The organism is Streptomyces thermoalcalitolerans, from assembly GCF_039525155.1.
Lineage (GTDB): Bacteria > Actinomycetota > Actinomycetes > Streptomycetales > Streptomycetaceae > Streptomyces > Streptomyces thermovulgaris.
Window position 1 is genome coordinate 52,786 of the sequence record NZ_BAAAHG010000010.1, and the last position, 24,249, is coordinate 77,034.

The following is a 24,249-nucleotide window of genomic DNA, read 5'->3' on the forward strand; positions in this document are numbered from 1 at the left end:
CCTCAACTCGCCATCGGAGCGGCGGGGTTTCCGCCCCATTCCGTCCGTGCGGGGACTTCCTCGCCTTTCATGAGGAAGGAATCGGGGGCCAGTACGGCCTCGTCGCCCACCGTCACGCCGTAGTGCACATGCGCGCCGACCCCGATCGTGCAGCCGGCACCGAGCGTGGTGCGGTCCGACTTGAAGGTGCCGTCCTCCTGCGAGTGGCACTGGATCTTGCTGGCGGCGTTCAGGGTGCAGTCGTCCCCGATGGTGGTGAGCGTGCGTTCGGTGATGTAGCAGCCGTCGTCGAAGACCCTGCGTCCGATCCGCACCCCCAGCAGACGCCACACCAGGCTCTTGAACGGGGTCCCGTTGAACACCTCGAGGTACTCGTCCGGGACCTTCCACAGGCGCTCGTGCCACCAGAAGTACGGGTCGTAGATGGAGCACAGCCGCGGGCTGAGCGCGCGGAAGGAGGCGACGGCCCGTTCCACCAGGATCCAGTAGGCGGCGGTGACGGCCAGGGCGAGGGCCAGATAGCCGGCGATCACCGCGGGGCCCAGCAGGCCGTACAGGTCGACGGCGGCCAGCGCGAGCGCCGTCAGCAGTGCGGCGTTCCCCCAGCGCAGCAGCAGGAACAGCGCCATCGAACGGAGGTTGTAGCGGTTCTTGGCGGCGAGGGCGCGGCGCAGCGCCTCACCGGTCCTGAGGTGGTCGAAGCGGGTGTCGCGCTCCACCGTCCGCGGGATCTCGAAGCACGGTGAGCCCAGCAGCCCGACGCCTTGGCGCAGTTCGCCGTCGAGGGGGACCATCACCTTCGTCGCGAGCAGGCAGTTCTCGCCCGTCCTGGCCCCGGCCGGATAGGCGATGTTGTTGCCGAGGAAGTTGCGCGGGCCGATGGTCGCCCGGCTCACCCTGAACGAGGAGCTGGAGAAGTCCGCGTTGACGACGGACAGCCCGTCCGCCACCATCGTGCCCCTGCCGACGGTCACCAGGAACGGCGTCTCGTGCTGAAGCTCGGTGCCGAAGTTCGACCCGGTCTGCTCCACCCTGGACAGGTCGTATCCGAGGCAGCGCAGATAGGGGACGATGTACGAACTGTCGCCGCACAGCCAGGTGAAGAACTTGATGTTCGTCATGGCGGCCACCGCGCGGTGCAGGGCGTAGTGGAAGCCGTAGAGCGGGTAGACCCGGTCGGGCTCGATGGCCAGGTTCAGCAGCCGGGGAACAGTGAACAGGAGCACCACGCCCAGGACCACGAGCCCGAAGAACAGCGCGCTGGCCAGAAGCAGGGTGTCGGTGACGAACTCCGGGACCGAGGACAGGGACGTGCCCGACTCCAGCCGGGTGCGCAGGGCCGGCACCTGTGCGAACAGCATGTAGAGGCCGCCGATCGTGAGCGGCAGGTACAGAAGGAACAGCTGCAGCAGGGTGGTCAGCGCGAAGCAGGCACGGCGCAGCGTGCCGCACGGGGCCGGTTCCACCCGGATGTAGTCGACCGTCGTGGGCTGTGCGGGGGAGCCGTGGTGGCGTTCGCCGTCCGGGACGTGCTGGCCGCGGTACAGGGCGGAGGCATGGCCGAGTTGCGCCCCGTCACCCATCGAGGTGTCGATGTCGAGCACCGTCTTCTCGCCGATGAAGACATTCCGGCCGAGCGTGATCCGGCCGGTCTGGATGCGTCCGGCGTGCGCGCGGTAGCCGAGGAAGAACGAGTCCTTGCGGATCACCGTGCCGGAGCCGATGGTGAGCAGGTCGGTGCACACCGGCACGGAGGGGGAGAGAATCGTGACATTCCTGCCGATCCGTGCCCCCAGGGCCCGCAGATACATCACGTACAGCGGATTCCCCACGAAGAGAACCATCGGATTGGCGTGCAGCAGCGACTTGACGATCCAGAAGCGCAGATAGGCCACGCTCCACAGCGGGAACTCGGTGGGCTTCCAGCGGCCGACGAGAATCCACTTGGCGGCGACGGGGAAGGCGCACAGGGCGATGAACCCGGCACCGCCGAACACGAGTGAGCGCAGGTAGATGTCGATGAATCCGGACCCGGCGGCGACCCACGCATAGCCCTTTACGGTGGCCACTGCGACGGCAAAGGAATATCCGAGAAAAACAAGCAACTGAGCGGTTCCGCACAGGACGTAACGCGCCGTGCTCGTCGGTGTCGTCCGGACCGGCGGGGCCGGCGAGGCCGGTTTTGCGGGCGAGTCCGGGGCCGGGGTGTCGCCGGGCGGCGGTACGGTCTGGACGAGAGCGGCGGCCAGGTCGCGGATGGTGGGGTTGCGGTAGATGTCCCGCATGGACACGGACGGCAGGTTCGGTCTCTTCCGTACCCGTGCGCAGAACTGGGCCATGACGAGGGAATTGGCGCCCAGATCGTCGAAGAAATGACTGTCGGGCGCAACGTGATCGACGTGCACGAGGTCCGCCAGGATTTCGGCGAGTTCCCTTTCGGTGTCCGTCGTCGCCGGGGCGGTGTCTCCTCGCCCGACGAGCGCGGATCCGTCCGCCCCGGGCATCAGAATGTCCGCAGACTTCTCCACCATGCGAGCTCCCTGAGAAAGGTCAAAAACCATCGGCCGGCGGTGCCCGGTTCCCGCGACCGTGCGTTTTCGCCTGATCACGAAACCATGGCTCAGTCTTGTTCGGTCATCGCCGGGTTGCCACTCGGACTACGGTTGAATCGGCTGACGCGGGAGCACGCAAAGCATCTTCATCCCGGTTCTCCCTGCCAGGGAGACGAGCAATGTCACCCGTACGGGGGTTCACCCCTCGAGAGGATGCGGAGCGGCATGTACCCCTCTGGGGCGGGCCGGTGGGCGTATCGCCCCGCTTATGAGCCGGGGTGTTCGACGGATCCGGGCCTTCGAGGGGACGGGCGCCGGGAGCAGGGAATTTTTCAGGTGCAATCCTGTCAAGTGGCCGCAGTCCGTCCCCACGCGCACACTGAGCACTGGCGGAGCCGCCCTGAGGAGGGCTGTGTCGATGGTCCGCCCGACCGTTTTGTTGAGGGGGCCGATATGGCCGTGGAAATCCCGCCCTTGTTGAAATCCTCACGGCTCAAACGCCGTGGAGGGCTCTGGGGCGAATGCATGGCGGAGTTCCTGGGAACCCTTGTCCTCATCGCCTTCGGATGCGGTTCGGTGGCCGTGGCGGTCGCCGGACTGCCCGGCTCGGGCCGTACGTCGGGGCCCACGACGTTCTTCATCAGCTCCGGCGACTGGCTGCTGATCACCTGGGGCTGGGCGATGGGCGTGGTCTTCGGTGTGTACGTGGCCGGAGGCGTCAGCGGGGCGCACATCAACCCCGCGGTCACCCTCGCGTTCGCGGTGCGCCGCCGGTTTCCCTGGGCGAAGGTGGGCCCGTACTGGGCCGCGCAGGTGGTGGGCGCCTTCGCCGGAGCGGCGCTGGTGTACGCCGTCTACCACGACGCCATCAACGCCTTCGACCAGGCGATGCCGGGACCGAAGACGAACGGACACACACTCGCGTCCTTCTCGATCTTCGCCACCTTTCCGGCGCCCTACTTCCAAGGCGGCTACTGGGGCCCGCTGGTGGACCAGATCGTCGGCACCGCGTTCCTGGTCATGCTGGTCGCGGCGCTCATCGACCTGCGCAACATGGCCGTGCAGTCCAACCTCGGGCCGCTGCTCATCGGCTTCGTGGTCGCCGCCATCGGCATGTCCTTCGGCCCGAACGCCGGATACGCCATCAACCCGGCGCGCGACTTCGGGCCGCGCCTGTTCACCTTTGCCGCGGGCTGGGGCGACCTGGCGTTTCCGGGCAGCCTGGCCGGGGCGTTCAGCAGCTACTGGTGGATCCCCATCGTCGGACCGCTCATCGGCGGGGTCGTCGGCGTCCTGGTGTACGACTTCTTCGTCGGCGACGTCCTGCACGTCCGCGCCCAGGAGGGCGCGGTCGTGGAACCCGGACGCACCCGCCCGGTGGAGGAGGAGTGACACTGCCACCGGGCGGGACGTCAGAACCCGGTGCCGGTCAGGAACGCGTCCAGCGCCGGGTGTCGGAGCGGTGCACGCGGGTGGCCGGCGCGCCGCTCGCGGCGGCGGTCCGTGCTCCGCGGTCGCCGGTGCGGCAGAGCCACCCCGTCCGGCAGCAGGTGCCGGAGTCGGAGACGGTGGGGCACACGCCGCCGCGGGTGGTGCTTTCCCCGCTCCCACCGCTGCCGCCGCCGGCTTCGGCGGGCGGCCGGTGCGGCCGGCGGCTTTGGCGCACGGCCCCTTCTAGCCGTGGTAGGTGATGTAACCGTTGCCGTCCCGGTCGTTGCGGGCCTTGGTGTAGGAGTGGACGTCGGCACGGGCGCCGGAGGGCTTGAGCAGGTAGACGGTGTCCTTGTCGTTGTTCCAGATGAAGTTGCAGTTCTGGCGGTAGACGACGTTCTTGGCGTCGGAGTCCGTGCCCTTGCCCCCGCGCAGATGCACGTAGTCGCCGGGCTCGAGGTAGTGGTTGGCGCGGAACGTGAACTTGTTGCCGGCGGCGTCCTTGACGACGTAGCCCTTGAGATTGACCTTCGTGGTGCGCGAGTAGTTCTTGATCGTCAGATACTCGTTCTTGGTGTTGCCCGTACGGCAGTTGTTGGAGTCCCGGCCGGGCGCGTCGTACTGGATGCCCCGCACCTTCAGTGCCGACGAGTACTCGGCGGCCTGCGCGGGAGCGGCGGCGACGGCGACGGTGCCTGCCGTGGCGGCGACGGCGAGCGCGGCGCGTATACGCATGAGGTTCCCCCCTCAGTCGTGCGAATGGAGCGGCAGGAGCTTACACACTTCATGGCGAACGGGTGACCAGTTCGCGCGGGAATTGTGAAGACCCCTGTGTTGGCGGGAAAATGCGCGGCGCACTGTCCCGGGATGGAGAACCCGACCGGGCTTCGCTACCGTGCACCTCCGTGCCCGAGTCCTCCTGTCTCACGGCCGTCCGCGCCTCCTACGACACCGTCGCCGCCGCCTACGCCGAACGCGTCCTGCGGCCCTCCGAGCTGGACCCCTTCTCCCGCGGCATGCTGGCGGCGTTCGCCGAGACGGTACGGCGCTCCGCCCTGGGGCCGGTCGCGGACCTGGGCTGCGGACCCGGCTATGTGACCGCCCATCTGGCCGGCCTGGGGCTTCCGGTGTTCGGTGTCGACCTGTCGGCCGGCATGGTGGAGCCGGCCCGGCGTGCCCATCCGGATCTGCGGTTCGTGCAGAGTTCGATGACCGCGCTGGGGGTGGGCGACGGCGTACTCGGCGGCATCCTCGCCTGGTACTCCACCCACCACACGCCGCCCGCGGAGCTGCCGCTGCTCTTCGCCGGGTTCCAGCGCACGCTCGCGCCCGGCGGGCACCTGCTGTGGGGATGTCACATCGGCGACGAACAGCGGCGGCTCACCCGGGCATACGGCCACCCCGTGTCCTACGCCTGGCATCTGCTGCCCGTGGAGCGTGTGGCCGGACTGCTGGAGCGGGCAGGGCTGAGGGTCGTGGCGCGGCTGGTGCAGGAGCCCGATGAACAGTCGCCCCGGCCCTGCGCCTGTCTTCTGGCGTGCAAGGCCTGACGGCCGTACCGCGGGCGCGAGGGCGTAAGAGGGCGCGACCGGTGACGGCGCGCCTTCGGCCGGGTGTGCGACGGCGGCGGACCCGGGCCGCCGGGCCGACTGCCGGCTGCCGTACCGCGAAACCGGCCGAAGACGGTGACGGACGACCGGACCGCCGCTACCGTACTGGCCGGTAACCTGACTGTGCTCCCGGAGGTGCTCCATGCCGCAGCTCGAGGTCGACGGCGCGCTGCTGACGTACGACGACGAGGGTCCACGCGACGGCGACGGCGTGCCCCTGGTGTTCGTCCACGGCTGGACGGCGAACCGGCACCGCTGGGACCACCAGATGGAACACTTCTCGGCCAAGTGCCGGGTGGTCCGGCTGGACCTGCGCGGGCACGGGGAGAGCAGCGGTGCGGGGGCACGGACGATCGAGGAGCTGGCCCGTGACGTGGTCGCGCTCCTGGACCATCTGGGCATCGACCGGTGCGTGCTGATCGGGCACTCGATGGGCGGCATGATCGCGCAGACCGTCGCCCTGGCCCACCCCGAGCGGATCGAGCGGCTGGTGCTGGTCTGCTCCATCGGCCGGATGACGTACAGCCGGGGAAGAGCACTGCTGATGGCCGTGTCGACGCTGGTGCCGTTCAAGCTGTTCGTCGCCGCCAACATCCGGCGCGCCTTCGCCCCCGGCCATCCGCGCGAGGAGATCCGGCGCCACATCCGGGCCTCCGCCGCGACCCCGCGCGAGGTGGTCATGACCTGCTACGCGGCCATGCGGGCCTTCGACGTCCTGGACCGGGCGGGCGAGGTCCGTGTGCCCGTCCTGCTGGTGCACGGCTACCACGACATCCAGCTGCCGGTGAAGCAGATGCTGCGGATGGCGAAGGCGTACCCGGACGCGGAGGTCCGCATCGTCGACGCCGGCCACGAACTGCCGCTGGAGAAGCCGGCGGAACTGACCGCGATCCTCGACCGGTTCGTGACCGGGGCCGCTCCCGACCGGCCCGGCAGCCTGACGGCCTGACGGTCCGGCGGCCGGGAGCACGGGGCCGCTTCCCCGCCCGTGCGTCAGCCGGTGGTGAGCACCATGCGGAAGCGGGCGGCACCGGAGAGCATCTTCTGGTACGCCTCGCCGGCCTGGTCCAGCGGCACGGGCTCGGTCACCGGACGGATCCCGTGCAGGGCGCTGAACTCCAGGGTGTCCTGCACGTCCCGCGAGGTCCCGGACGGGTGGCCGCGGATCACCCGGCCGCCCGTGATCAGCTGGAACGGGGAGATGCCCAGCGGTTCGGGCGTCGCCCCGATGACCACCAGTTCGCCGCGGTGCGTGAGCCCGTCCACGGTCGCCGCGATGGCCTCGGAGTCGCCGGCGGTGGCCAGGACGACCTTGGCGCCGCCGAGCGAGGTCAGGGCGTCGGCGACGGGCGTGCCGGCGGTGCTGTCGACGTAGTGGTGCGCACCCAGCTGCTTGGCCAGGTCGGCCTTGGCGGCTCCCCGCGCGATCGCCACCGTCTCGAAGCCCATGGCCGCCGCGTACTGCACCCCCAGATGCCCCAGGCCGCCGATGCCGAGCACCGCGACCAGGTCGCCGGGGCGGGCGGAGCTGCGGCGCAGCCCGTTGAACACGGTCACCCCCGCGCACGCCATGGGCCCGGCGTCGTTCGCCGCCAGGGAGTCGGGGATCCGGGCCAGGGCGTCGACCGGTGCGATCACCCGCTCGGCGAAGCCGCCGTCGTACGACCAGCCGGGCACCTTGAGGTTGGTGCACACGATGAAGTCCCCCTGCCGGCAGGGTGCGCAGTGGCCGCAGCTGCCGCCGAACCAGCCCACCGTCACCCGGTCGCCCGCCTGCCAGCCCCAGTTCTGCGCCCCCTCGCCGAGCTGCTCGATCCGCCCGGCGATCTCGTGCCCGGCAACCACCGGGAAGTCGATGCCGGGCAGGGCGGCGTTCACGAAGAAGCTGTCGCTGTGACAGACCCCGCAGGCCTCCACGGCGATCCTGACGTGGCGGGGACCCGGCTCCGGAACCTCGCGCTCGGAGATCTCGAAGGGACCGCCGGAGGCTGTCACCTGTGCGACTTTGTACGTGGTCATGGGCCTTCTCCCCACGTCTCTCCCGAGAAGGGCGGACAGAACGACCCCCCACAACCAGCACATCAGCTCAGGGCGGATCACGCGCGCCGTACAAGGGCGGTGGCGGCCTGCCTGCGGCTGCCCGGGGCGGCGGACCCGGGGGCGGACCTGGGGCGGCGGACCGGGGCGGACCCGTGCGGCGGCGAGGGCCGTCCCGGTCCGCGCACCGGCCGGGAGCCGGGGTGAGGAACGGGCTTCAGGCGAGGCTCACCCACGCACGCTGCTCGGCGGAGCGGGTCATGGCGTCCAGCGCCGTCGCCGCGGCCACCGCGTCGGCGAGGGTGGCACCGTGCGGCTGGTTCTCCGCGATCGAGCGCAGGAAGTGGTGCGCCTCGATGACCTTCAGATCGTCGTAGCCCATGGCGTTGGCCGCCCCCGGCTGGAAGGCCTCGTACTCGCCGTGACCGGGGCCGACGTAGACGGTGCTGACCGGCTGGTCCTGGTACGCGGTGCCGCGGCTGACGCCGAGTTCGCCCATGCGGCGGAAGTCCCAGAAGAGCGCGCCCTCGGTGCCGTGGATCTCGAAGCCGTAGTTGTTCTGCTCGCCCACCGAGACCCGGCAGGCCTCCAGGACCCCGCGTGCGCCGGAGGCGAAGCGCAGCAGGCAGTTGACGTAGTCGTCGTTCTCGACGCGGCCGAGTTCGCCGCCCGTGGCCCGGGCGTGACCGGAGGTGGCGCCGGTCGGACGGGCCCGCTCGGGCACGAACACGGCGGTGTCCGCGGTCAGCGACTCGATCTCGCCGATCAGATGGCGGGCCAGGTCGACCCCGTGCGAGGCCAGGTCGCCCAGCACTCCGCTGCCGCCGCGCTCGCGCTCGTAGCGCCAGGTCAGGGCGCCCTCGGGGTGGGCGGCATAGTCGCTGAACAGCCGGATGCGGACGTGGAGGACCCGGCCGATCTCACCGGCGGCGAGCATCTCGCGGGCGGCGGCGACGGCGGGCGCGTTGCGGTAGTTGAAGCCGACCGTGCCGTGCACGCCGGCCCTGGCGGCGGCGCCGGCGACCGCGCGGGCGTCGTCGGCCGTCAGGCCCACCGGCTTCTCGATCCAGAGGTGCTTGCCGGCCTCGGCCATGGCGAGACCGATCTCACGGTGCAGATAGTTCGGGGCGGTGATGCTGACCGCCTGGACACGGGGGTCGGCGACGATCTCCCGCCAGTTCCGGGTCGCGGACTCGAAGCCGTACCGCCCGGCGGCCTCCTCGGCCCGGCCGGGCACCTCGTCGGCGACGGTGATCAGACGTGGGCGCAGCGTGAGCTGCGGGAAGTGGTGGAGCACGCGTGCGTACGCCTGGGTGTGCACCCGCCCCATCCAGCCGAATCCAATGACGGCGACGCCGAGCATGTCCACCATGACAGCCCCTCTTTGGACCGCTCCAAAAAACTTGCCGGCCCACGATGAAGGCTGCTCCCACCTGGTGTCAACCCCTGTCGCCGACCCCCTCCCGGCCTTTACAAGAGCATTCCCTTGTGGAACGGTCCATCGTGTGAGACCCCCGACCATTCGCGACGTCGCCGCGCGGGCCGGTGTGTCCAAGTCCCTGGTCTCCCTGGTGCTGCGCGGCTCCGGCAGTGTGCGTCCCGAGAAACGGCAGGCGGTCCTCGCCGCGATCGACGAGCTCGGGTACCGGCCCAACGCCGCCGCCCGCAGCCTCAGCGAACGGCGCACCCGCACCGTCGGCGTGCTGCTGAACGACATGCGCAACCCCTGGTTCGTGGAACTCCTCGACGGCCTCAACTCCCGTCTGTACGACAGCGGTCTGCACACGCTGCTCGCCGACGGCCGTCTCAACCGGCGCCTGGGCGAGGACCTCACCCGTACTTTCGCCGAGCTGCGCGTCGACGGCCTGGTCGCCGTCGGCACCCTGCAGGATCCGCAGGCGCTGCGTGCCGCGGCCGGCCGGATCCCCACCGTCGTCGCCGGCACCCGCGAGCCGGACCTGCCGGAGGTGGACATCGTCACGGGCGACGACGAACACGGCGCCCGGCTGGCCACCGAGCACCTCATCGCCCTCGGCCACCGGCACATCGCCCACATCGCCGGCCACGGCGCGGTCGGCGAGCTGCGCCGCCGCGGTTTCGAGGCCGCCGTACGCGAGCACGGACTGGCCGGCACGGCGGTCGTGGAGCAGAGCGACCTGACCGAGGAAGGCGGCTACCGGGCCACCGTGCGGCTGCTCAGCCGCCCCCGGCGCCCCACCGCCGTCTTCGCCGTCAACGACATGGCCTGCGTCGGCGCGCTGTCGGCCGCCGAGGAGAGCGGCCTTCGGGTGCCGCACGACCTCTCCCTGGTCGGCTACGACAACACCTCCGTGTCGCGGCTGCGGCATCTGTGGCTGACCACCGTGGACAACGCCAGCCACGACGTGGGCCGGCGCGCCGCGCAGCGGCTGCTCGACCGGATCGACGACCCGGGCCGCCCGCGCACGGTCGACCTGACCACCCCGTACCTGGAGGTGCGTGCCACGACCGCCCCGCCGCCCGGCGACGCCTGAGAGGGCTCCCGGCCCGCTCGATGAGGGGCTTCTCAGCCCACCGGCACCTCCGCCCACCGGTTGACCTCACCGGCGTACGCCCGTACGCCGCACCGGGCCGACAGGGCGGCGACGATGCCCAGACCGCGGCCGTGCTCGTCCGGGTCCGGCGCGGCACACGGCTCGGGCGGTGCCGCGGGGCCCTGGTCGGTCACCTCCACGCGGACGGCCCGGCACGCGCCGTCCGGGACGCGCCGCAGCCGCAGGGTGGCGGGCGGCCGGGCGTGCACCAGCGCGTTGGTGACCAGCTCCGACACCACCAGCAGCACATCCTCGGCCGCGTCCGCGGGCAGGCCCCAGCCGCTCAGCACCCTGCGGACGTGCCGGCGTACGGCCGGCATGACACGCGCGGCGTGCGGCAGCGGGAGGACCTGGTCGGTCTCCCCGTGGGGTGCGGCGACGAGCTGCGCGGCGGTCATGTGGTCTCCTTCTTCCGGACGGGCCGTCGGCCGAAGGGCGAACGTGCTGTGAACGCTAGGAAACGAAAAAGGGGCGGTCAATGAACAACGGTCGACATTGTCGAACGAAGCCCAATGAAGAGGCCGAACGGGGCATATAAGGGCAAAAACGGAGGGCGGGTCCTAAGATCGCCCCATGGCCGGACCCGTCCAGTCCATCGAAAGAGCGGCGGCGATCCTGCGGCTGCTGGCCGGCGGTTCCCGTAGGTTGGGGCTCGGCGAGATCGCGTCGGCCCTGGGGCTGGCCAAGGGCACCACCCACGGCATTCTGCGCACCCTGCAGGGCGTGGGCTTCGTCGAGCAGGACGAGACCACCGGAAAGTACCAGCTCGGGGCGGCGCTGCTGCACCTGGGCACCAGCTACCTCGACGTCAACGAGCTGCGCTCACGCTCCCTGAACTGGGCCGACGCGCTGGCCGCCCGCAGCGGGGAGGCCGTCCGCCTGGGAACGCCCCTGGAGGGTCAGGTCCTCGTCGTCCACCACGTCTTCCGCCCGGACGACACCCTGCAGACCCTGGACGTGGGCACGCTGCTGCCGCTGCACGCCTCCTCCCTCGGCAAGGTCCTGCTGGCCTTCGGGACCGCCGCCCTCGACCCGCCCGAGGAGGGCCTGAGGGCGTACACCCGGCACACCCTGGTCGACCCCGGGGAACTGAACCGGGCACTCGCCGAAATCCGGGAACTCGGATGGGGAGCCGAGGTGCAGGAGATGAGCATGGGAGACGCCGGAATCGCCGCTCCGATCCGCGGACACGGCGGCCTCGTGGTGGGCGCCATCGGACTGTCCGGTCCCGTCGAGCGGATCTGCGACACCCGGGGCCGGCCGCTGCCCGCACTGGTCGCGCTGCTCCGGGACGCCGCACGGGCGATCTCCCGGGATCTGGGAGCCGCCCGCTGGTAGGCACGGCGGATCCCGCTGTCCCGGTCGAGGTGTCCCGGTCGGCGGGTCTCCTTCGCAGGACGCGTCGGAAGGCAGGTCCCGATCATGGTTGAGCGGTATGTGATGTCCATCGACCAGGGCACCACGTCCACGCGATGCATCCTGTTCGACCATCGCGGACGCCTGGTGTCGGTCGCCCAGCGCGAGCACCGGCAGTACTTCCCCCGGCCCGGGTGGGTCGAGCACGACGCCATGGAGATCTGGCGCAATGTGCAGCGCGTCGTCCCCGAGGCCCTGGCCGGCGTCGGTGCGGACGCCACGCGGATCGCCGCCGTCGGAATCGCCAACCAGCGGGAGACCACCGTTCTGTGGGACCGGCGCACCGGCATCCCCCTGGGCCGGGCGATCGTCTGGCAGGACACCCGCACGGCGCCGCTCGTCGACGCGCTGCGGGACCGGCCCGGCGACGAGTTCTTCCTCGACCGCTGCGGCCTGCCTCCCTCCACCTACTTCTCCGCGCCCCGGATCCGCTGGCTGTTCGACCATGTGGAGGACCTGGAAAAACGGGCCCGGAACGGCGAGGTGCTCTTCGGCACGATGGAGAGCTGGCTGATCTGGAACCTCACCGGCGGCGTCGACGGCGGCCTGCACATCAGCGACCCCACCAACGCCAGCCGCACCATGCTCGTCAACATCCGGACCCTGACCTGGGACCCCGAGCTGCTGGACTTCTTCGGTGTGCCGCGCCCGCTGCTGCCGGAGATCCGCTCCTCGGCCGAGAGCTACGGCGAGGCCCGCGCCCTGCTGCCCGGCGTACGCATCGGCGCCGCCCTCGGCGACCAGCAGGCGGCCCTGTTCGGGCAGACCTGCTTCTCGCCGGGCGAGGCCAAGTGCACCTACGGCACCGGCAGCTTCCTGCTGATGAACACCGGAACCGACCTGGTGCACTCCCGCAACGGCCTGCTCACCACCGTCGCCTACAAGATCTCCAACGAGCCCACGGTCTACGCCCTGGAAGGGCCGATGGCCGTCACCGGCTCGCTCGTCCAGTGGTTCCGCGACCGGCTCGGCCTGATCAGCACCGCACCCGAGATCGAGACGCTGGCCCGCACGGTGGAGGACAACGGCGGCTGCTACATCGTCCCGGCCTTCTCCGGCCTGTTCGCCCCGTACTGGCGCAGCGACGCCCGCGGTGTCATCGTGGGCCTGACCTCGTACATCACCAAGGGGCACCTGGCCCGGGCCGTCCTGGAGGCCACCGCCTGGCAGACCCGGGAGGTCGTCGACGCGGTGAACGCCGACTCCGGGCTCGCCCTGAAGCAGCTCAGGGTCGACGGCGGCATGACGTCGGACAACCTGCTGATGCAGATGCTGGCCGATGTGCTCGACGTCCCCGTCGTACGGCCCCTGGTGGCCGAGACGGTCTCCCTGGGCGCCGCCTACGCCGCCGGTCTCGCGGCCGGCTACTGGCCGGACATGGAGGTCCTGCGCCGCAACTGGTACCGGGCCGGACAGTGGCTGCCGGACATGGACCCCGAGCGGCGCGCGTACGAGTACGAGTCCTGGAAGCGGGCCGTGGAACGCTCCCTGGGCTGGATCCGCCCGGACGGCGCCGCCGGGGCCCGCCGGAGCGGTCACTGAGCGGACGGGGAGTGGCCGGCCTCCGCGCGGACGAGCAGCGAGAGCAGGGAGGCCACGGTCAGCCCGGCCTCGGCCGGGTGCCGCAGGACCTTGCTCGGGTCGATCCGGTAGATGTTGCCGCGCCCCTCCCTGGTGTGGGAGAGATACCCGTCACGCTCCAGATCGGTGATGATCTTCTGGACGGTGCGTTCGGTGAGCCGGCAGTGGGCCGCGATGTCGCGGATCCGGGCGTGGTGATCGTCGGCGATGGCTGCCAGCACCCGGGCGTGATTGGTCAGAAACGTCCATCCGGCATGCGACTCGGGCACGGCGTCCATGCGGCCAGCCTAGGATCCGGCTTTCCGGCATACAAGAACCTGAAAAGGATTTCCGGTATATCTTGACGTATTTTGGACAGCGGGGTGAGTCTGGGAGCGGGGGAACGGACGAACGCACACGGGAGAGCACAGGAGAGGCAGTCATGGCGGAGCCCGTGCACGAGGCGTGGACCACCACCGGCACCGCCGTCCGCGACGGCCGCGGCGGCGTACCGGCGGCGCGGTCCGGGCGCGGACCGGCGATCGGCACCGGCCCCGACGGCGACCGTGTGCGCGTCACGGTGCGCGGCGAGCTCGGCCTCGACGCGGGCCAGGACTTCCGGCGCGCCCTGAAGGACGCCCTCGGCCGCTCGGCCCGGGGGATCGACCTGGACCTGAGCGGCGTGGAGTCCTGCGACTGCTCCGCCCTCGACATCCTGATCGGTCTGCGGGAGCGGGCCCTGGCACAGGGCAAGACGATCGTCGTACGCGCCACCAGCCCCGCGACCGAACGGCTGCTTCTGCGCACCGGCACCCGCGCGCTGTTCGGCGCCCCGACGCCCGACGGGCCGCAGGCGGACGAGGCGGGAGCGGGGGCGCCCGCCGCCCGGCACGGGACGCGGACCGGGGACACCGAGCAGGACCTGCGCATCGAGGTCGTCCAGCTGCGCCGCGCCATGCAGACCCGCCCCGCCATCGACCTGGCCCGCGGCATCCTCATGGCCTCCTTCGGCCTGACCCCGGAGCAGGCCTGGTCGGTGCTGGTCATCGCCTCCCAGAACACCAACACCAAACTGCACCACGTCGCCCGGGACGTGGTGACGGCGGTGCACGGCGACCCGCTGCCGGAGGCGGTACGGAAACAGCTCACCGCCGCCGTGACCGAGGTGCGGGCCTCGGCGGGCGGGACCGGCGGCACACCGTAGCGGAGACGGTGCATCGGTTCCGGGCCAGTGGTTACCCAGAAGCCGGGTTCGGAAGTGAGCCCCCGGGCCCCTCGCGCGCACCGCGAAGGGCCCGCTCTCCGCCTGCCCGCCGTATCCGGCCCGGCCGGTTGTGATTGCGGTGCGAGCGATCGGGTACGCGAGCAGGACCGCGCCCGGGAAGAAGTGTCCCGAGCCGGCTGCACAACCACCGCCATCAGGGAATCTGCTATGGAGACACCAGCGAACGACAACACCGCGACGCCCGCCCAGCGCGCGCTGGACGTGCTCGCCGAGAACGCCGAGGACGCGGTGGCACTGGACACGCTCGCACGCAGCGACGTGCTGGTCCCCGTGCCGGACGACGCAAGTGACGAGGACGCCGCCAACCCCTCGACGGTGGCTCTGCCCGTCCTCGAACAACCGGGCGGAGTGCCGGTAGTGCCGGTGTTCACCTCCGAACTGGAGATGTCCGACCTGCTGCCCTTCGTCTCCCGTTACCGCCTCGTGCCCCTCGGAGCCCTCGCGTCCCAGTGGCCGGCCGACGATCTGTCGCTGACCATAGACGCCGGCTCACCGCACGGCCTCACGCTCACCGCGGAGGGAGTACGCACCCTGCTGGCCCGGCCCCAGGACTGAGCCGGCCCCTTTTCCGGTTTCCGGCCGTCAGCCGTGGCCGGCCGCCGGCTGTCAGCCGTCGAGCGCACGGGCCAGGGCCGCGCGGTGCAGCGGAAGCACTTCGGCATGCAGCGCGCGGCCCTTGGCCGTCAGGCACACGCTCACCCCGCGGCGGTCCTCCGCGCACACCGACCGCTCCACCAGGCCTTCCTTCACCAGCCGTCCGATCAGCCGGGACAGCGCGCTCTGGCTGAGATGGACCCGGTCGGCGAGGCTCTGCACCCGGCACTGCCCGCCCTCCTCGGACGGCTCGGACGCCAGGAGGTCGAGCACCTCGAAGTCGCTCGCACCGAGCCCGTAGGGATGCAGCACGCGGTCGAGTTCGCACATCGTCCGTGCGTGCACCGCCAGGATCCCCCGCCACCGCTGCGCGAGCCGCGCCCCGGCCGCATCCTTTTCCATGCACCGCATGGTAATGCGCCTTTCCCGAAAACGGCTGGTCACGGCGCCCTTTCGCGTGCATGGCCCGCCCACTGCTGCCTCGCGCGCGTGACCCGCCCACCGTTGCTTCCCGCGCATGGCCTGCCCGTCTCTGCCGCCGCGCCGCCGACGTCGCCCGCCGGCGCGGCGACAGGTCCGGAGCCGCGTTCACCAGGGTGCGGATCGACAGAAGTCTCCGAGGGTTGCCGAAAGCTCCGGGTGTCGGTCACCCGGTCTTCGCCCGAGCACCGTAAGAGTGTCCATACCCCTGTCGATCGATATCCCGGAACTGGAACCCATGAGCGCCATCTCCGTCGGTCAGGCCGTCGTCCTCGGGATCGTCGAGGGGGTGACCGAGTTCCTCCCCGTGTCCTCCACCGGCCACCTGAAGATCACTCAGGGGCTCATGGGCATCCCCGTCGACGACACGTCGGTGGTGGGGTTCACCGCCGTTGTCCAGGTCGGTGCCATCGCCGCCGTGCTCGTGTACTTCTTCAAGGACATCGTGCGGATCGCCTCCGCCTGGTTCCGGGGCCTGGCCGACAAAGAGGAGCGCTGCCACCACGACTGCAGATTCGCCTGGTGGATCATCTGCGCCACGCTCCCCATCGTCGCCGTGGGCCTGCTCGCCAAGCCCCTCATCGAAGGGCCGCTCGCCTCGCTGTGGGTGGTGGCCGGTTCGCTGATCGCCGGCAGCGGTGTGATGTGGTACGCGGACCGGAGGGGCCGGCACAAGCGCGGTGAGGACGACACCGGCTTCAAGGACGCGATGCTGGTCGGCTCCTCGCAGATCCTCGCCCTGCTCTTCCCCGGCTTCTCCCGCTCCGGCGCCACCATGTCCACCGCGCTCCTGCTGGACCTGGACCGCGTCGCCGCCACCCGGCTGTCCTTCTTCCTCGGCCTTCCGGCCCTGACCGGCGCCGGTCTCTACGAACTCAAGGACGCGCTGGGCACGGCCGAGGGCGCCCTTCCGCTGGCCGTCGGCACCCTCGTGTCCTTCGTGGTCGCCTACGCCTCCATCGCCTGGCTGCTGAAGTTCGTCGCCAGGCACTCCTTCAACGCCTTCGTCCTCTACCGGGTCGTGATCGGTGTGCTGCTGTTCGGCCTGCTGGGCACCGGAGTCATCGAGGCCTGAGCCGGCCCAGGAGCGATCACGGCGCCGGCCCGGCCCGCCTCGCCGCCGGTGCGGGCGGACCGATGTGATCACGCCGGCCCGCGGGACGTACCACGCGCCCGGTGACTTCACCCACCGGGCCGGTGCGTGCCGTGGGTGCGAGGCCCCGGCCCGTCGGTCCTCCGCGTTCCGTCGCCGTCCCGCCGGCTGCGCACGTACCGGCGGGCCGTGACCCCCACCAGACCGAGCAGCAGGGTCCCGGCGCTCACCCCGAGCGCACTCGCGACCGTGCTCGGCCCCCGCCAGTCCGACCCGGCGGGGGAAGCCGCCCGGGACCCCGCCGACCCCACGGCCTCCGCACCGGCGTGCGACACCGGCCGCAGGGCGTCGAGCGAGCCGACCGGATCGACGTGCCCGGCCGCGTCGAACCCCCAGTCCAGCAGCTCCCGGGCCTCCTCGTACACGGTGAGCCCATTGCCCTTCTGAGGGTTCATCACGGTCACGACGAGGGTGCGTCCGCCCCGGCGGGCGGCGGCGATCAGCGTGTTGCCCGCCTTGCTGGTGTAGCCGTTCTTGATGCCGAGCAGCCCCGGATACGGCTCCACGCCGTCGGCGCCGGTCAGCAGCCGGTTGGTGTTGGCGATCCGGTACGTCGTCCCGTCGTGGCCGGGGAAGGAGGCATAGGCGGTGGAGCAGTACCGCGTGAAATCCGGGTCGCGCAGCCCGGCCCGTCCGAACACGGCCAGGTCGTACGCGGAGGACACCTGTCCCTCGGCGTCGTATCCGTCCGGGGAGACGACCGTGGTGTCGAGGGCGCCCAGGGAGCGGGCCTTGCGCTCCATCTGCCGGGCCGTGTGCTCCCAGCCGCCGTTGAGCGCGGCCAGCACATGCACGGCGTCGTTGCCGGAGTTGAGGAACACTCCGTGCCACAGATCGGCCACCCGGTACGTGTGGCCCTCGACGACCCCGACCAGGCTGCTGCCTTCCCCGATTCCCGCCAGCTCCTTCGCGCTGACGGTGTGCCGGACCCCGGCGGGAAAGGCCGGCAGCACGGTCAGCGCGAACAGGGTCTTCAGGGTGCTGGCGGGCGGCAGTCTGCGATGCGCGTCGTGCGCGGCGAGCACCTCGCCGGTGTCGGCGTCGGCCACCAGCCAGGACAGCGCGGAGACATCCGGCAGGGCCGGTGCCCCGGCGCGGAGCCGGACCTGAGTGCCTCCCTTCTGCAACAGGTCCGGCGGCGGCACCGTCGCCTTCCGCTGCCCCGGCGCGCTCGGGCGTACGGGAGCCGGGTCCACGGCCGCGGCCGGCGGTGCCAGTGCCAGGACGCCTGCCGTGCAGAGCGCGCAGGCGGACGCGACGGCCCGGGAGCGAAGTCCGGTCTTCATAGCGCAAACGTAGGGAGGGACCGGCGAAGGAGGGACGCTTCCGGGAGCCGAACGGGATGGTGAGCACTCGGTTGTCCTAGCCGTGTCCCGGCGAACGGCTGACAGGCGCCGCCGGCAGGGCGTCCGTCCGCGCCGACGACACCTCGCTCCCCTCACGCCCCGGTTCGGAGCCCGGACCGCGTCCTTGCCGCCCGGGGAGACCGAGGAGGAGGTCCGGCCGGGGGGAGACCGAGGGGGAGGGGCGGCCGGAGGGAGACCGAGAGGGATGTCCGGCCGGAGGAGGGTGTCTAAGCTGACCCGGGTGTTCAGTCCCGAAGGTCCCACCCTGCGTGAGCTCGCCGTTCAGGCGCTGTCCTCCGTCGAACGCGGCTACGACCTGCTCGCGCCGAAGTTCGACCACACCCCGTTCCGGACGCCGGATCCGGTGCTGGACGCCGTCGCGTCGGCTCTGGAGAAGAGGGGGCCGTTCGAGAGCGGACTCGATCTGTGCTGCGGTACGGGGGCCGGAGTCGAGGTGCTGGCCCGGGTGTGCCGGGAGCGTGTCACAGGGGTGGACTTCAGTACCGGGATGCTGGCCGTGGCCCGGGAGCGCGTGCCGACCGAGGGTCCCCGGCTCGGCTGGGTGCGCGGGGACGCCCGGGCGCTGCCCTTCGCCGCCGCGTTCGACCTGGTCGTCAGCTTCGGCGCGCTCGGGCACTTCCTGCCGCGGGAACTGCCCCGGCTGTTCGGCCAGGTCCACTCGGTGCTGCGGCCCGGCGGCCTGTTCGCCTTCCCGGTGTCCGCTCCGCCGCGCCCCCGCTCGGCGGCGTTCTGGACGCTGCTCGCCTTCGACGCGGTGATGCGGGTGCGCAACGCGGTGTGGCGTCCGCCGTTCGTCATGTACTACCGCGCCTTCCGGTTCGGCGACCTGTGGCGGGAGCTGGAGCGGGCCGGTTTCCAGGTGGAGTTGTGCCCGCTCGAGGAGTTCGGCCGGCGCGCCGACGGCAGCCCGCGGGTCCGGATGATCGCGGCCCGCAGGCTGCCCTGACGCACCGGCTCCCGGCCGGGCGGACCGCGGTTCAGACGGCCGCGGGCAGGGTGAACTCGTAGACGAGCGCCTCCTGTCCGGCGTCCGCGTACAGGTCCGTGATCTCCAGGGGGCGCGCGTACTGGTCGTGGACGCGCCGGGTCACGCGGACGGAGGCGCTGCCCTCGAGCCGGGTGATCGTGTCGCGGTGATGCAGGGTCAGCCCGGCGCGCCGCATCCAGTCGTAGACCCGTCGCAGCTGTGCGGCGCACGAGCCGTCGGCGCGGTCGCGGTAGCGGCCCAGTTCGTCCACCTCGGCGAGGGCCACGGCGGAGAAGGAGGTCACCGCGGTGCGCAGACCGGTGCCGTCGGCCGCCGCGGACCGCCAGCGGTGCACCAGGGTCGGCTGCCGCGGGGCGAGCCCCAGGGCCGTGGCGTGCTCCTTCGGGGGCGCCTCCCAGGTCACCGTGGCCCGGCGGACGGCGTCCGGTTCGGTGGTGCGGGCACCGACCGGGAAGGTCAGGCAGGAGGGCGCCTCGATCGGCAGCCCGGTCAGCGTGGCGTGGCTGCCCCGCCGGTAGGTGGCGACCAGACCGTCGCGGCGCAGCACCTCCAGCGCCTGCCGCACGGTCTCCCGGCTGACCCGGAAGTGTGCGGCCAACCGCCGTTCGCTCGGCAGACGTTCACCCGGGGGAATGGTGCCGTCGCGCAGCTCGCCGAGCAGTTCGGTGGCGATCCTCCGGTACAGCGGCCATTCCTCGTGGTCCCCGTTCTCCCCGTTCTCCCCGTTGTCCCCGTTCTCCCCGTTCGCCGTCAGGTGCTCATGGGGAATGGTGCGGGTCATGCCGCGCCTCCTGTTGGTGGCATACGGTAGTCGTATGAGCTCGTTGCGCTATCACCTCTAGCATTGGCCTAAACCAGTGGGAAGGGCGGTTCGGTGGTTCGGCCGAAACCCGTCCCGTCCCGTCGTCGGTCACAGCGCGCTGTACAGGGCGTCCACCAGAGCCGTCTTCCGAGGGTCGTCGGCGATGTGAGGACCCAGCAGGTTCATCGCATAGCCCAGCGACACCCCCGCCTCCGGGTCCGCCAGACCGCAGGAGCCGCCGAGGCCGTCGTGTCCGAAAGCCCGCGGGTTGGGGCCGTAGGAGCCGTTCGGGCCGCTGAGCCACAGGCCGAGCCCGGCCTCGGTCTCCCGTCCCAGCCCGGCGCCCAGCACCAGATCGAGGCAGCTGCCCTGCCCCTCACGGACCCGCTCGGCCGCCTCGGGCGACAGCACACGGCGGCCGCGGTACGTTCCGCGACCGGCGAGGACGCCGTACAGCGCGGCGACGGCCCGCGCGGTGCCGTGACCGTTCGCGGCGGGGATCTCGGCGGCCCGCCAGGCGGGCGTGTTGGCCTCGGCGGCGCCCACGAGCGGATTGGTCAGCGCCGCGACGGCCACGGGCGTCAGCCGGGCGAGGGAAGAGGCCCGTTCGCTGCTCCGCGCCGCCGGCGCGTGCACCAGCTCGGCGACCCGCCCCGCCTCCTTCCCGGGCAGTCCGATGGTGAAGTCGATGCCGAGCGGCCCTGTCACCTCCCGTTCCAGGAAGGCGCCCGGCAGCAGTCCCGTGACACGCCGTACGACCTCCCCGACCAGGAAGCCGTACGTCAGCGCGTGGTACCCGGACCGGGTCCCCGGCTCCCACCAGGGCTCCGTCGCCGCCAGCCGCGCACAGGTCAGCTCCCAGTCGCAGAGGTCGGCGAACGAGTGCGGTTCACGCAGACCCGGCAGGCCCGCCCGGTGCGACAGCAGATGCCGGACCAGGACGTTCTCCTTGCCCGCCGCGGCGAACTCCGGCCAGTACGCGGCGACCGGCGCGTCGAGGTCGACCAGCCCCCGGTCGGCGAGGAGGTGCGCGCACAGCGCGGTCGGACCCTTCGTGGTCGACCACACGTTGACCAGCGTGTCCCGCTCCCAGGGCCGGGTGCGCGCCGCGTCGGCCCAGCCGCCCCACAGGTCCACCACCGTCTCGCCGTCCACGGTGACGGCCACCGCGGCACCCAGCTCGCCCCGGTCGCGGAAGTTCTCCTCGAACGCCGCGCGCACCGCGGCGAAGCGCGGGTCGCAGTGGCCGTGGATCCGGAAGCCGTACTCGGACATGAACCCTCCGTCGCTCGCCTCGCCCGCCGGGACCGGGATTCCGGACCGTCGCGGCACGGCCCGGACCCTCCGAACGTACCGACTGGTCGGACTGGAGGGAAGGCGTCCGACGCGTGCGGCTCCGTCCGCCCGGCGGACAAGGGAAACAGGCACAAGCGGATCACAAGCGGACCACAAGCGGACCACAAGCGGACCACAAGCGGACAGGGACGGGCGGCGCCGGGTGACTGGTCCGCGAGCCCTGTGGAACCCGTCCTCCACGCCGTCCGCCAGCGGGGCGGTGCCACGCCGGGCACCGCCGAGGAGACCCATGACGAAGGACCCGGCCGCAGCGCGGCACGCCGACCGTGGGGGAGCGGGCGCTTTCTCGCCGGGGCCCCGGACCGGTCGCGAGGGGACGGACCGGCGGACGCGGGCGACGGCCGCCGGCAGCCGGGGGCGGTGACCGTGGGCCAGGACACCGGCAGCGTCACCGCGGGCGTCGACGGCTCCCGGGCCGGACAGGACGCCGCCGCCTGGGCCGCCCGGGAGGCCCGGCGCCGCGGACTGCCGCTGCGTCTGCTGCACGCCGGGGCGGCTTCCGTCCTGGAGCGAGCAGCCGAGGAACTGGCGTGCGCATACCCGTATGTGGAGATCATCGGCGTCCGTGCGCAGGGCCCCGCGGCGGAGGCGCTGCTCGCCGCGTCGGCCGAGGCCGAGCTGCTGGTGCTGGGCACCCGGGGCTTCACCGGGTTCGCCGGGTTCCCGGTCGGCTCGGTCGCACTCGCCGCGGCGGCTCGCGCCTCCTGCCCGGTGGTGCTGGTCCGCTCGGGGGAGCGGCCCGAGGACGAACGCGACGCCGTCCCCGGCATCCCGCCCGACGAGGCGCCCTATCTGCCCGTCGTGCTGGGCGTCGATCTGGAACGGCCGGCCGAGGCACTCGTCGGCCATGCCTTCCGCACGGCCGCCGTCCGCCCCGCCCCGCTGCACGCCGTGCACACCTGGACGCCGCCGTGCCCGGACCGGGACGCACCGGCCGGGCTCACCTCCCCCGCGGAGACCGCCGTCGAGGAGGACACCCGCGAACACCTGCTCGCCGCGTGGCTGCGGCCGTGGCAGCGCAGGTTCCCCGGGACCGCGGTCGAGACCGAGGTGGTCCTGGGCCGTCCCGTGCAGCAACTCCTCAGGACATGCGCCCGGGCCGGTCTGCTGGTCATCGGGCGCCGCGGCGGCCCCGGCCGGGGCCTGGGCGAGGTCGCCCACTCCCTGGTCCACCACGCCACCTGCCCGGTGGCGGTGGTCCCGTACGACTGACGCCGCACGGGCGACGGGCGGGGCGCGGTCACCGGAGTGCGACAGGCGTCGTCCCGGTTCCGCCCCTGCCGCGGAGCACCCGGTGCAGCCGGACATCGGTGAGGGGCGCCGAGGGAGGAGGCCGAGGAGACCGCCGGGGAGGCGGCGCCGGGGTAAGGTGGCCTGCGACCGTGGACGGTCCCGGTCGCGGACGGCCGAGGAGGTGAGACCCGTTACCGCTGCGTCAGAGCGGGCGCTCTCATCCCGGAACGCACGGATCACTGCCGGCAGGTGACCACGGGAGCGCCCTACGGCCCCCGAAAGGTCTCGGCCCCATGCCCACCTCCCCTTCCCCTTCCCCTTCCTCTTCCTCCTTCTCTTCTTTCTCCTCCCCCTTCTCTTCCTCCCCTTCCTCTTTCTTTTCCGGCCTGCCCTCGCGTGCCCAGGTCGCCGCCGTGCTGCGCACCGCCGGGTGCGTGTTCGCCGAGGAGGAAGCCGAACTGCTTCTCGCCGACGCCCGGACGCCGGACGAGCTCGCCGCCCTGGTGGCCCGGCGTGTCGCCGGGCTGCCCCTCGAACAGGTCCTGGGCTGGGCGGAGTTCCACGGCCTGCGGATCGCCGTGGAACCCGGTGTCTTCGTCCCGCGACGCCGGACCGAGTTCCTGGTCGACCAGGCGGCGGCCCGGGTCCCGGACGCCTCCGTCGTCGTGGACCTGTGCTGCGGCTCGGGCGCGGTGGGCGTGGCGCTGGCCGCCGTGCTCGGCCCGCTGGAACTGCACGCCGCCGACATCGATCCGGTCGCGGTGCGCTGTGCCCGGCGCAATGCCGCCCCCGTGAACGGCACGGTCCACACCGGCGACCTGTTCGCGGCGCTCCCCGGGGAGCTGCGCGGCCGTGTCGACATCCTCGCCGCCAACGTCCCCTACGTCCCCACCCGCGAGATCGGCCTCCTCCCGCCGGAGGCCCGCGAGCACGAGTCGCTCATCGCCCTCGACGGCGGTGCCGACGGCCTCGACGTCCTGCGCCGTGTCGCCGCCGAGGCCCCCGCCTGGCTCGCCCCCGGCGGTTGTCTCCTCGCCGAGACGAGCGGACGCCAGGCCCCGAAGGCCCTGGCGGTCCTCGCTCGAGCCGGCCTGACGGCCTGCCTGGCGGTCTCGGAGGACCTCTGCGCGCACGTCGTCGTGGGAACCAGACAGTAGATCCAGACGGCAGGTCCAGGCGGCAGGCCCCGCCGTCGCACTCCCGCCCGCCGTGCCATGCCCGTGACGCCGCACGACGCCCGTGACGCCGCACGGCGCCCGTGACGCCGCACGGCGCCCGTGACGCCGCACGACGCCCGTGACGCCACGCGGCCCGCCCTCCGGGCGGACACGGGAAGCCCGGGGCGCAAGGTCCGGCCCCGGGCCGGGGGGTCAGCGGTTCTCCAGGCGGACGTGGAGTTCCCGTTCCTGGTCGCCCGAGGTCGTGCACAGGTCCTGGACGCTGAACAGGGAGTCCAGGGTCGTACGGAAGCGGTCGATCGCCCAGTAGCCGCCCTGTACGTCGGCTGTGACGGACGCTCCGAGCCGGGCGGGACGGCCGCCCTCATGGGCCTCGGCCACGTCGAAGGTGCCGAGCCACACCGTGGGGCGCACCTCGTGGTGGTCACGGGGCACGTCGTCCGTGCACCGGTCGGAGGGGAAGCGGGCGCACAGGGCGTCGAACACGATCCGGGCGTCTTCCTTGGTGCATCCGCTCAGTTCCACTGAGACGGGTTCGGGGTGCGCTCGTTCGCTGTCCATCGTGATCGCTCCTCTCGCGGAGCGCCGCGTACCGCGTTCGGCGCTCCACCCCCTGTCGTCGGCACAGCACCAT

23 protein-coding genes are annotated in these 24,249 nt (G+C 72.0%); 12 read left to right on the plus strand and 11 right to left on the minus strand.

Translation table 11 applies throughout. The features are described 5' to 3' along the window. Positions 1-2: 2 nt before the first annotated feature. On the minus strand, positions 3-2,531 hold the full coding sequence (locus ABD224_RS08710) for a Pls/PosA family non-ribosomal peptide synthetase (RefSeq protein WP_344048679.1): 2,529 nt from the start codon (positions 2,529-2,531) through the stop codon (positions 3-5). Between the two features lie 474 nt (positions 2,532-3,005). Between ABD224_RS08710 and ABD224_RS08715 the strand changes: the two genes are divergently transcribed. Then, positions 3,006-3,944 (plus strand): MIP/aquaporin family protein, encoded by a 939-nt coding sequence (locus ABD224_RS08715; protein ID WP_344048681.1) that lies wholly within the window; start codon positions 3,006-3,008, stop codon positions 3,942-3,944. 282 nt (positions 3,945-4,226) lie between these two features. Here the strand turns inward: ABD224_RS08715 and ABD224_RS08720 are convergent, their stop codons facing one another. Further along, the gene (locus tag ABD224_RS08720) at positions 4,227-4,718 is read right to left on the minus strand and encodes a lamin tail domain-containing protein (RefSeq protein WP_344048683.1); all 492 of its coding nucleotides are present in this window, start codon (positions 4,716-4,718) and stop codon (positions 4,227-4,229) included. A 170-nt stretch (positions 4,719-4,888) separates the two neighbouring features. Between ABD224_RS08720 and ABD224_RS08725 the strand changes: the two genes are divergently transcribed. Next, entirely contained in the window at positions 4,889-5,533 is a 645-nt protein-coding gene (locus ABD224_RS08725) for a class I SAM-dependent DNA methyltransferase (RefSeq protein ID WP_344048686.1), read from the plus strand. Positions 5,534-5,735: 202 nt separating this feature from the next. Then, the gene (locus ABD224_RS08730) at positions 5,736-6,542 is read left to right on the plus strand and encodes an alpha/beta hydrolase (protein WP_344048688.1); all 807 of its coding nucleotides are present in this window, start codon (positions 5,736-5,738) and stop codon (positions 6,540-6,542) included. A 44-nt stretch (positions 6,543-6,586) separates the two neighbouring features. Here the strand turns inward: ABD224_RS08730 and ABD224_RS08735 are convergent, their stop codons facing one another. Both ABD224_RS08735 and ABD224_RS08740 read right to left on the minus strand, forming a co-directional pair. Then, a complete protein-coding gene (locus ABD224_RS08735) occupies positions 6,587-7,612 on the minus strand; it encodes an alcohol dehydrogenase (RefSeq protein ID WP_344048690.1) in 1,026 nt (341 codons plus the stop codon). A 235-nt stretch (positions 7,613-7,847) separates the two neighbouring features. Next, positions 7,848-9,002: a Gfo/Idh/MocA family protein gene (locus ABD224_RS08740; protein ID WP_344048692.1), complete on the minus strand. Its 1,155-nt coding sequence runs from the start codon at positions 9,000-9,002 to the stop codon at positions 7,848-7,850. A gap of 133 nt (positions 9,003-9,135) precedes the next feature. Between ABD224_RS08740 and ABD224_RS08745 the strand changes: the two genes are divergently transcribed. Continuing rightward, positions 9,136-10,143 (plus strand): LacI family DNA-binding transcriptional regulator, encoded by a 1,008-nt coding sequence (locus tag ABD224_RS08745; protein WP_344048694.1) that lies wholly within the window; start codon positions 9,136-9,138, stop codon positions 10,141-10,143. 32 nt (positions 10,144-10,175) lie between these two features. Here the strand turns inward: ABD224_RS08745 and ABD224_RS08750 are convergent, their stop codons facing one another. After that, positions 10,176-10,601, minus strand: a complete 426-nt coding sequence (locus ABD224_RS08750; protein ID WP_344048696.1) for an ATP-binding protein — start codon at positions 10,599-10,601, stop codon at positions 10,176-10,178. A 175-nt stretch (positions 10,602-10,776) separates the two neighbouring features. Here ABD224_RS08750 and ABD224_RS08755 point away from each other — a divergent pair, with 175 nt between their 5' ends. Further along, entirely contained in the window at positions 10,777-11,541 is a 765-nt protein-coding gene (locus ABD224_RS08755; RefSeq protein ID WP_344048698.1) for an IclR family transcriptional regulator, read from the plus strand. A gap of 84 nt (positions 11,542-11,625) precedes the next feature. Next, complete coding sequence (gene glpK / locus ABD224_RS08760; RefSeq protein ID WP_344048700.1) at positions 11,626-13,161, plus strand: glycerol kinase GlpK; 1,536 nt, start codon at positions 11,626-11,628, stop codon at positions 13,159-13,161. On the opposite strand, the gene ABD224_RS08765 is transcribed toward glpK, so the two are convergent. Continuing rightward, positions 13,155-13,478 carry a helix-turn-helix transcriptional regulator gene (locus tag ABD224_RS08765; RefSeq protein WP_344048702.1) on the minus strand — a complete coding sequence of 108 codons (324 nt, stop codon included), beginning with the start codon at positions 13,476-13,478 and terminating at the stop codon, positions 13,155-13,157. The two genes, glpK and ABD224_RS08765, sit on opposite strands and share 7 nt — an antisense overlap. A 143-nt stretch (positions 13,479-13,621) precedes the next feature. On the opposite strand from ABD224_RS08765, the gene ABD224_RS08770 reads away from it, so the two are divergent. Together ABD224_RS08770 and ABD224_RS08775 are read left to right on the plus strand one after the other, a co-directional pair. Then, positions 13,622-14,383: an ANTAR domain-containing protein gene (locus tag ABD224_RS08770; RefSeq protein WP_344048704.1), complete on the plus strand. Its 762-nt coding sequence runs from the start codon at positions 13,622-13,624 to the stop codon at positions 14,381-14,383. Positions 14,384-14,611: 228 nt separating this feature from the next. Continuing rightward, positions 14,612-15,019: an SseB family protein gene (locus tag ABD224_RS08775; RefSeq protein WP_344048706.1), complete on the plus strand. Its 408-nt coding sequence runs from the start codon at positions 14,612-14,614 to the stop codon at positions 15,017-15,019. A gap of 51 nt (positions 15,020-15,070) precedes the next feature. Here the strand turns inward: ABD224_RS08775 and ABD224_RS08780 are convergent, their stop codons facing one another. Next, positions 15,071-15,460 carry a MarR family winged helix-turn-helix transcriptional regulator gene (locus tag ABD224_RS08780; RefSeq protein ID WP_344048708.1) on the minus strand — a complete coding sequence of 130 codons (390 nt, stop codon included), beginning with the start codon at positions 15,458-15,460 and terminating at the stop codon, positions 15,071-15,073. 316 nt (positions 15,461-15,776) lie between these two features. Here ABD224_RS08780 and ABD224_RS08785 point away from each other — a divergent pair, with 316 nt between their 5' ends. Further along, a complete protein-coding gene (locus tag ABD224_RS08785) occupies positions 15,777-16,613 on the plus strand; it encodes an undecaprenyl-diphosphate phosphatase (protein ID WP_344048710.1) in 837 nt (278 codons plus the stop codon). Positions 16,614-16,720: 107 nt separating this feature from the next. Here ABD224_RS08785 and ABD224_RS08790 read toward each other — a convergent pair whose 3' ends face one another. After that, entirely contained in the window at positions 16,721-17,977 is a 1,257-nt protein-coding gene (locus tag ABD224_RS08790; RefSeq protein ID WP_344048712.1) for a D-alanyl-D-alanine carboxypeptidase family protein, read from the minus strand. 301 nt (positions 17,978-18,278) lie between these two features. On the opposite strand from ABD224_RS08790, the gene ABD224_RS08795 reads away from it, so the two are divergent. Next, positions 18,279-19,004, plus strand: a complete 726-nt coding sequence (locus ABD224_RS08795; RefSeq protein ID WP_344048714.1) for a class I SAM-dependent methyltransferase — start codon at positions 18,279-18,281, stop codon at positions 19,002-19,004. A 31-nt stretch (positions 19,005-19,035) separates the two neighbouring features. On the opposite strand, the gene ABD224_RS08800 is transcribed toward ABD224_RS08795, so the two are convergent. Then, positions 19,036-19,827: a GntR family transcriptional regulator gene (locus tag ABD224_RS08800; protein ID WP_344048716.1), complete on the minus strand. Its 792-nt coding sequence runs from the start codon at positions 19,825-19,827 to the stop codon at positions 19,036-19,038. Positions 19,828-19,956: 129 nt separating this feature from the next. Then, on the minus strand, positions 19,957-21,123 hold the full coding sequence (locus ABD224_RS08805; protein ID WP_344048718.1) for a serine hydrolase domain-containing protein: 1,167 nt from the start codon (positions 21,121-21,123) through the stop codon (positions 19,957-19,959). A 447-nt stretch (positions 21,124-21,570) separates the two neighbouring features. Here ABD224_RS08805 and ABD224_RS08810 point away from each other — a divergent pair, with 447 nt between their 5' ends. Both ABD224_RS08810 and ABD224_RS08815 read left to right on the plus strand, forming a co-directional pair. Continuing rightward, positions 21,571-22,416, plus strand: coding sequence for a universal stress protein (locus tag ABD224_RS08810; protein WP_344048720.1), 846 nt, complete (start codon positions 21,571-21,573; stop codon positions 22,414-22,416). 314 nt (positions 22,417-22,730) lie between these two features. Beyond that, positions 22,731-23,594 (plus strand): putative protein N(5)-glutamine methyltransferase, encoded by an 864-nt coding sequence (locus ABD224_RS08815; RefSeq protein WP_425580941.1) that lies wholly within the window; start codon positions 22,731-22,733, stop codon positions 23,592-23,594. Between the two features lie 213 nt (positions 23,595-23,807). Here ABD224_RS08815 and ABD224_RS08820 read toward each other — a convergent pair whose 3' ends face one another. Then, positions 23,808-24,176, minus strand: coding sequence for a hypothetical protein (locus ABD224_RS08820; RefSeq protein ID WP_344048724.1), 369 nt, complete (start codon positions 24,174-24,176; stop codon positions 23,808-23,810). Positions 24,177-24,249 lie beyond the last annotated feature (73 nt).

Excerpts from the sequence above, each read along its gene's own strand:
- ABD224_RS08770 (WP_344048704.1), top strand. The coding sequence starts at position 13,622 with ATGGCGGAGCCCGTGCACGAGGCGTGGACCACCACCGGCACCGCCGTC.
- ABD224_RS08740 (WP_344048692.1), bottom strand. The coding sequence starts at position 9,002 with ATGGTGGACATGCTCGGCGTCGCCGTCATTGGATTCGGCTGGATGGGG.
- ABD224_RS08790 (WP_344048712.1), bottom strand. The coding sequence starts at position 17,977 with ATGAAGACCGGACTTCGCTCCCGGGCCGTCGCGTCCGCCTGCGCGCTC.
- ABD224_RS08820 (WP_344048724.1), bottom strand. The coding sequence starts at position 24,176 with ATGGACAGCGAACGAGCGCACCCCGAACCCGTCTCAGTGGAACTGAGC.
- ABD224_RS08720 (WP_344048683.1), bottom strand. The coding sequence starts at position 4,718 with ATGCGTATACGCGCCGCGCTCGCCGTCGCCGCCACGGCAGGCACCGTC.
- ABD224_RS08785 (WP_344048710.1), top strand. The coding sequence starts at position 15,777 with ATGAGCGCCATCTCCGTCGGTCAGGCCGTCGTCCTCGGGATCGTCGAG.
- ABD224_RS08730 (WP_344048688.1), top strand. The coding sequence starts at position 5,736 with ATGCCGCAGCTCGAGGTCGACGGCGCGCTGCTGACGTACGACGACGAG.
- ABD224_RS08780 (WP_344048708.1), bottom strand. The coding sequence starts at position 15,460 with ATGGAAAAGGATGCGGCCGGGGCGCGGCTCGCGCAGCGGTGGCGGGGG.
- ABD224_RS08775 (WP_344048706.1), top strand. The coding sequence starts at position 14,612 with ATGGAGACACCAGCGAACGACAACACCGCGACGCCCGCCCAGCGCGCG.
- ABD224_RS08755 (WP_344048698.1), top strand. The coding sequence starts at position 10,777 with ATGGCCGGACCCGTCCAGTCCATCGAAAGAGCGGCGGCGATCCTGCGG.
- ABD224_RS08765 (WP_344048702.1), bottom strand. The coding sequence starts at position 13,478 with ATGGACGCCGTGCCCGAGTCGCATGCCGGATGGACGTTTCTGACCAAT.
- glpK (WP_344048700.1), top strand. The coding sequence starts at position 11,626 with ATGGTTGAGCGGTATGTGATGTCCATCGACCAGGGCACCACGTCCACG.
- ABD224_RS08750 (WP_344048696.1), bottom strand. The coding sequence starts at position 10,601 with ATGACCGCCGCGCAGCTCGTCGCCGCACCCCACGGGGAGACCGACCAG.
- ABD224_RS08715 (WP_344048681.1), top strand. The coding sequence starts at position 3,006 with ATGGCCGTGGAAATCCCGCCCTTGTTGAAATCCTCACGGCTCAAACGC.
- ABD224_RS08735 (WP_344048690.1), bottom strand. The coding sequence starts at position 7,612 with ATGACCACGTACAAAGTCGCACAGGTGACAGCCTCCGGCGGTCCCTTC.
- ABD224_RS08805 (WP_344048718.1), bottom strand. The coding sequence starts at position 21,123 with ATGTCCGAGTACGGCTTCCGGATCCACGGCCACTGCGACCCGCGCTTC.
- ABD224_RS08800 (WP_344048716.1), bottom strand. The coding sequence starts at position 19,827 with ATGACCCGCACCATTCCCCATGAGCACCTGACGGCGAACGGGGAGAAC.
- ABD224_RS08710 (WP_344048679.1), bottom strand. The coding sequence starts at position 2,531 with ATGGTGGAGAAGTCTGCGGACATTCTGATGCCCGGGGCGGACGGATCC.
- ABD224_RS08815 (WP_425580941.1), top strand. The coding sequence starts at position 22,731 with ATGCCCACCTCCCCTTCCCCTTCCCCTTCCTCTTCCTCCTTCTCTTCT.